This window comes from Thalassobacter sp. (genome assembly GCF_982993085.1).
This window is the reverse complement of record NZ_CEZFMW010000162.1, coordinates 1-5,409: the sequence shown is the minus strand read 5'-3', so window position 1 is coordinate 5,409 and position 5,409 is coordinate 1. Positions and strand designations below refer to the sequence as shown.

Annotated in this window: 3 protein-coding genes; 2 read left to right on the top strand and 1 reads right to left on the bottom strand. The window is 59.1% G+C overall.

What is annotated here, in order from left to right:
- Positions 1 to 2,893, bottom strand: a 2,893-nt coding sequence (locus AC4GMC_RS16950) for an FAD-binding and (Fe-S)-binding domain-containing protein (RefSeq protein WP_488082078.1), incomplete at its 3' end; no start/stop codon positions are given.
- Between the two features lie 179 nt (positions 2,894 to 3,072).
- Here AC4GMC_RS16950 and AC4GMC_RS16945 point away from each other — a divergent pair.
- Positions 3,073 to 4,269: a pyridoxal-phosphate-dependent aminotransferase family protein gene (locus AC4GMC_RS16945; RefSeq protein WP_487875699.1), complete on the top strand. Its 1,197-nt coding sequence runs from the start codon at positions 3,073 to 3,075 to the stop codon at positions 4,267 to 4,269.
- A gap of 84 nt (positions 4,270 to 4,353) precedes the next feature.
- Positions 4,354 to 5,310, top strand: coding sequence for a Bug family tripartite tricarboxylate transporter substrate binding protein (locus AC4GMC_RS16940; protein ID WP_487875700.1), 957 nt, complete (start codon positions 4,354 to 4,356; stop codon positions 5,308 to 5,310).
- The last annotated feature ends 99 nt before the right edge of the window (positions 5,311 to 5,409 follow it).

The window sequence follows — 5,409 nt, the reverse complement described above, 5'->3', positions numbered from 1 at the left end:
ACTGCGTCAGCGCCCGGTCCAAAAGGCGTACGACGTGGATGGCCTCACGGTTGGTACCATCTGCAATTTGGTGGCGGCACGAGGTGCCATCGGCGACAACAATTGTCTCAGATGCCGCGGCGCGCACTGCCGGAAACAGTGTAAGTTCTCCCATTTTGCGTGACACCGCCTCTGTGTCAACTCCGTAACCAAAGGCCCCCGCCATACCGCAGCATGAGCTTTCGATCATTTCGACCTCGGTGTCGGGCAACAGATCAAGCGTGCGCCGGATCGCGGGCACCACATCGTGGGCTTTTTGGTGGCAGTGACCGTGCAACATCACACGCGCACCAACCCCATGTAGGTTCAGGTGAAACGCGCCAGCCTCGGTTGCTTCTGCGATGTACTCCTCTAGCATTTTCGCCGCTGCCGCGACCTTGGCGGTCGTATCCCCTGGGATCAGCGCCGGAATTTCATCGCGCAGCGTCAAAAGACACGACGGCTCTAACCCAATGATCGGGCGGCCAGCGGCCACATGGGGCGCAAGCGCATCAACCAACCGCTGCCCCGTAGCACGGGCCTTGTCGATCAGACCGGTCGCAAAATACGTCCGTCCGCTATCCAGCGGCTTTGCGCCACCATCCGTGGCCACCGCCACCCGTTTGCCACCCGCACGCAAGACACGCACTGCTGCCCTCAGGTTTTCTGGCTCAAAGTAGCGGTTAAAGATGTCCGCAAACAGAATGACATCAGGGTTGGCATCCTGGGCCTCTGCGTCGCGGAAGGGGTTCGATGACCAGTGTGGTAACTGCCTTGAGGCCGCAAATCCCGTAGGCTTCTCCATCACCTTGGCTAAGCCCGGCACCTTATTGCGTAGGTTCAGCAACCACGGCACCTTAGAGGCATAAGGAGCGTAGTCAGGCATGTAGGCCACCAACTTGTCATGCAAGCCTAGCCCATGCTTTTCAGCGCGTGCGGCCAAAACCTCAACCTTCATCTTGGCCATATCGACACCAGTGGGACATTCCCGTTTGCACGCCTTGCACGACACACAGAACTTCATCGTCTCCATCATCTCGTCCGAGGTCAGGGCGTCCTCACCCAACTGCCCCGAAATCGCGAGCCTTAGGGAATTGGCTCGGCCCCGCGTGACATCCCGCTCGTTGCGGGTCGCCCGGTAAGAGGGGCACATCGCGCCCCCCTCCAGCTTGCGACAGGCGCCATTATTGTTGCACATCTCAATGGCGCCCTGAAAACCCCCGCCCGCGCCCGGCCAAGCAGACCAGTCAAACGCGGTCTTGAGCGGTTTGACCGTATAGTCCGGCCCAAACCGGAACAGCGTGCGGTCATCCATTTTGGGGGCTTCAACGATCTTGTTCGGATTAAAGCGGCGTTTGGGATCAAATCGATCTTTGACCTTTAGGAAAGCCTCCGTAATCTCGGAACCAAACATTTTTTCATGAAATTCGGACCGGACAATCCCGTCCCCATGCTCTCCCGAGTGGGAGCCTTTGTATTCCGCCACCAGATCAAAGGCTTCCTCCGCGATTGAACGCATTTTGGCCACGTCCTCACCGGCCTTCATATTCAGGATCGGGCGCACATGCAGACACCCAACCGAGGCATGCGCGTACCATGTACCCGACGTATCGTGGCGTTCAAAAATGCCGGTCAAACGCTCGGTGTAGGCTGCAAGATCCTTCAGCTCGACGGCACAATCCTCCACGAAGCTGACGGGCTTTCCCTCCTGCTTCATGGACATCATGATATTCAAACCGGATTTGCGCACCTCGGCCACTTGGCCCTGAAGCCGCTGATCCTCGACATCGATCACGCCACCCCATTGGTTGCCGGTGTGTGCCCAGTCAAAGCCCAGATCAGCCATCGCCTGATGCAGATCTCGCAGCTTGGCGGCGTTCACCTCGGGGTCGCCCTCATCGAACTCCACCAGCAGCACAGCGGCAGGATCGCCCTTAACCACCTTATCAATGGTCGGCCTGAACATCGAAATCTGACGCGACAGGCCGATCATCGTGGCATCGACAAGCTCAACCGACAGCGGGTTCGTCTTGACCAAGTGTTGGGTCGCGTCCATCGCCTGATAGAACGTTGGAAAGTGGCAAACCCCCATGACTTTTTTACCGACGACGGGCCAGAGTTTGAGCTCAACCTTGGTGAAATACGCCAGCGTTCCTTCGGAGCCGACCAACAGATGCGCCATATTCGGCGCGTGCCCGTTGCGCACAAGCGCATCAAGGTTGTAGCCGCCAACGCGACGCTTCAACTTTGGGAACCGCGCCTCAATCAGCGCGGCATTGTCAGCCCCAAGCGCCAACATATCAGCCGCCAACAGGTCGTAGGGCGTGTTGCCCTGCGCCCGGGCCAGATCGACCTCACCGAAGGTTGCGACTGTGCCGTCATGCATGACCGCCTCGATTGAGATAACATTGTCGCGCATCGTCCCGTAGCGCAGGGACCGCCCGCCGCATGAATTGTTCGCGGCCATCCCACCAATCGTCGCCCGAGAGGCCGTAGAAACGTCCACCGGATACCAAAGCCCATGGGGTTTTAGCGCACGGTTCAGTTCATCCAGAACAACGCCGGGCTCGACCACCGCGCGGCGATTTTCAATGTCGATTTCAAGGATGCCGTTAAAATGGCGTGCGTTGTCGACGATCAGCCCAGAGTTGACCGTTTGCCCGCATTGGGATGTCCCGCCCCCGCGTCCCGTCACCGACACACCGGCCATCCGTGCCGCATAAAGCGCTGCCTCAACGTCTTCGCGCGTGCGTGGGGCAACGACGCCCGCAGGCATCATTTGATAGATAGACGCATCTGTCGAATACCGCCCCCGAGAGAACCGATCAAAGAGGATATCCCCCTGAAAACTCTGGCGCAGTGACTGCTCTAACATCTTATGTCCTCCGGGGCCCGTGTGGCGACGTGTTATTATGCTGGTGGGCGTTTTTACGAAATATATTGACTCAATCATAATCACCCGTAATACATAATGCAAAATTAAATATGCACAGGGCACGTGACGTCAACCACTAAGGTAGACTGATCGCCCCCAAAACGACGAAGGAGACGCTTATGGCCCGAAAGGCTGGACGTCATTTTTTGCAAATCCCAGGCCCTTCGGCCGTGCCAGATCGCATTCTGCACGCCATCGCGCGGCAAACGATTGACCACCGCGGACCAGACTTCGCCGCTGTCGGCCAAACCGCGCTGGAGGGTATGAAGACGATCTTCAAAACCGAGGCGGGCCACGTGTTTATCTATCCTGCGTCCGGGACCGGCGCGTGGGAGGCGGCCTTGGTCAACACGGTCAAAGAAGGCGACCGCGTCTTGATGTATGAGACCGGGCACTTTGCCACCCTGTGGAACAAAATGGCCAGTAAACTCGGCGTTGAGGCTGAGTTCATTGAGGGCGATTGGCGCGGCGGTGCAGACCCCGACGCGATTGAAACACGCCTGCGCGCTGATACAAACCACGAGATCAAAGCCGTCTGCGTCGTCCACAATGAGACCTCGACAGGCTCCGTTTCGCCCATTGCACAGGTGCGCGCGGCCATCGATGCAGCCAAGCACCCCGCCCTACTGATGGTAGACAGTATCTCGGGCCTTGCCTCGGTTGATTTCCGCTTTGACGAATGGGGCGTGGATGTCTGCGTGTCTGGCTCACAAAAGGGTTTGATGCTGCCCCCCGGAATCAGTTTTAACGCGGTCAGCGACAAGGCCATGGCCGTGGCGCGCTCCGGCGGGATGCGCCGCTCCTACTGGGATTGGAACGATATGGTAGGGCCGAATGCCACCGGCTACTTCCCCTACACCCCCGGCACCAACATGCTGTACGGCCTAAACGAAGCAATCGCGATGCTGCACGAAGAAGGCCTTGATGCGGTCTTTGCCCGCCATGCCCGTCATGGCGCCGCGACCCGTGCCGCCGTGCGTGGCTGGGGCCTAGAGGTGCTATGCGCCCAACAGGGCCAAGAAAGCGGAGTGTTGACGGCGGTCTTGATGCCCGAGGGTCACAGCGCGGACGGCTTCCGCAAAACCGTGCTGGAACAATCGGACATCTCGCTCGGCAATGGCCTGTCCAAGGTCGCTGACAAGGTGTTCCGGATCGGTCACCTTGGCGATTTCAACGACGCAATGCTGTTGGCCACACTTACGGGCGTTGAGCGCGGGCTCACCCGCGCCGGCGTTCCACATCAAAAGGGCGGTTTGGATGCCGCCATCGAGGTGCTCGACACGGTCGACGCCTCGGCTCTCCAAGCGGCAGAATAAGACCGTATCATCCAAAAAACGGAGCAGAGCGCCATATATGCGCCCTGCCCCACCAAAAAGAAGACAAAAACTGGGAGGACTACCATGACCAAAACCACACTCACACTTGCGGCTCTTGCTGCGGGCTTTGTGTTCGCCGCACCTGCGGTTGCAAGCGACGACTACCCCTCACGCTCTGTTGAAGTCATTCATCACTACGGCCCCGGCGGCGGCACCGACCGCTTTGTGCGCGCAGTTGCAGAACCCTTCGCCGAGATCACAGGCCAACAGATGGTGCCGGTTTCGATCAAAGGCGGCGGCGGCATTCCCGCAATCGCACAATGGCAGCGTCGCCCCGACGACGGCTACACGCTGATGGCGATCAGCCCCGCACAAATCATTAGCCACGTGCAAGGCCGCATCGACATGGCGGACTTCTTGCCATTGGCCCGTGTGCAGTTTGACCAAGCCCTGATCTGGGTGCCCGCCGACAGCCCCTTCCAGACCGTCCAAGACATGCTGGACGCCGCCAAGGCCAACCCCGGCTCTGTGTCCGTAGCCCTATCGGGTGCTGGTGGCTTTGACGAGGTCGCGGTCAGCTTGTTTGGCCTTGAGGCTGATGTGAACTTTACCACTGTGCCGTTTTCCTCATCCGAAATGGTATCCAACACTGTGGGCGGCCAAGTCGACGCGATGTTTGAAGAGTTCGGTCCCGCGCGCGGCCTGTGGGAATCCGGTGATCTGCGTCCGCTGGTCCTGTTCTCCGAAACCCGCCTGCCCGAACTGCCCGACGTGCCCACCGCGGTTGAGATGGGCTACGACGTCACACTGGGTCGCTGGCGCGCCTTTGCAATGCAAGGCGGCGACGACATGGACCAAGCAAAACATCTGTACGGCGTGATCGAACAAGCGGTTGAGGCTGACAGCTACAAAGCGTTTGAGGCGCAGTCTGCGCTGCAATATCGCTCTGAGCTGATCGGTCTGGATGACTTCAAAGCGTTCATCGACACCGAGATTGAGACCTACACAAGTGTGATGAAGCAACTCGGCTACATCGACTAAGCGACCTTTTCGGCGCCGCCCCACCCCGGGCGGCGCTTTTCTCTTTTCCGCTCAGTGACGGAGGACACCATGTCCAAGCACGCGCTTGATTTCGCGTTT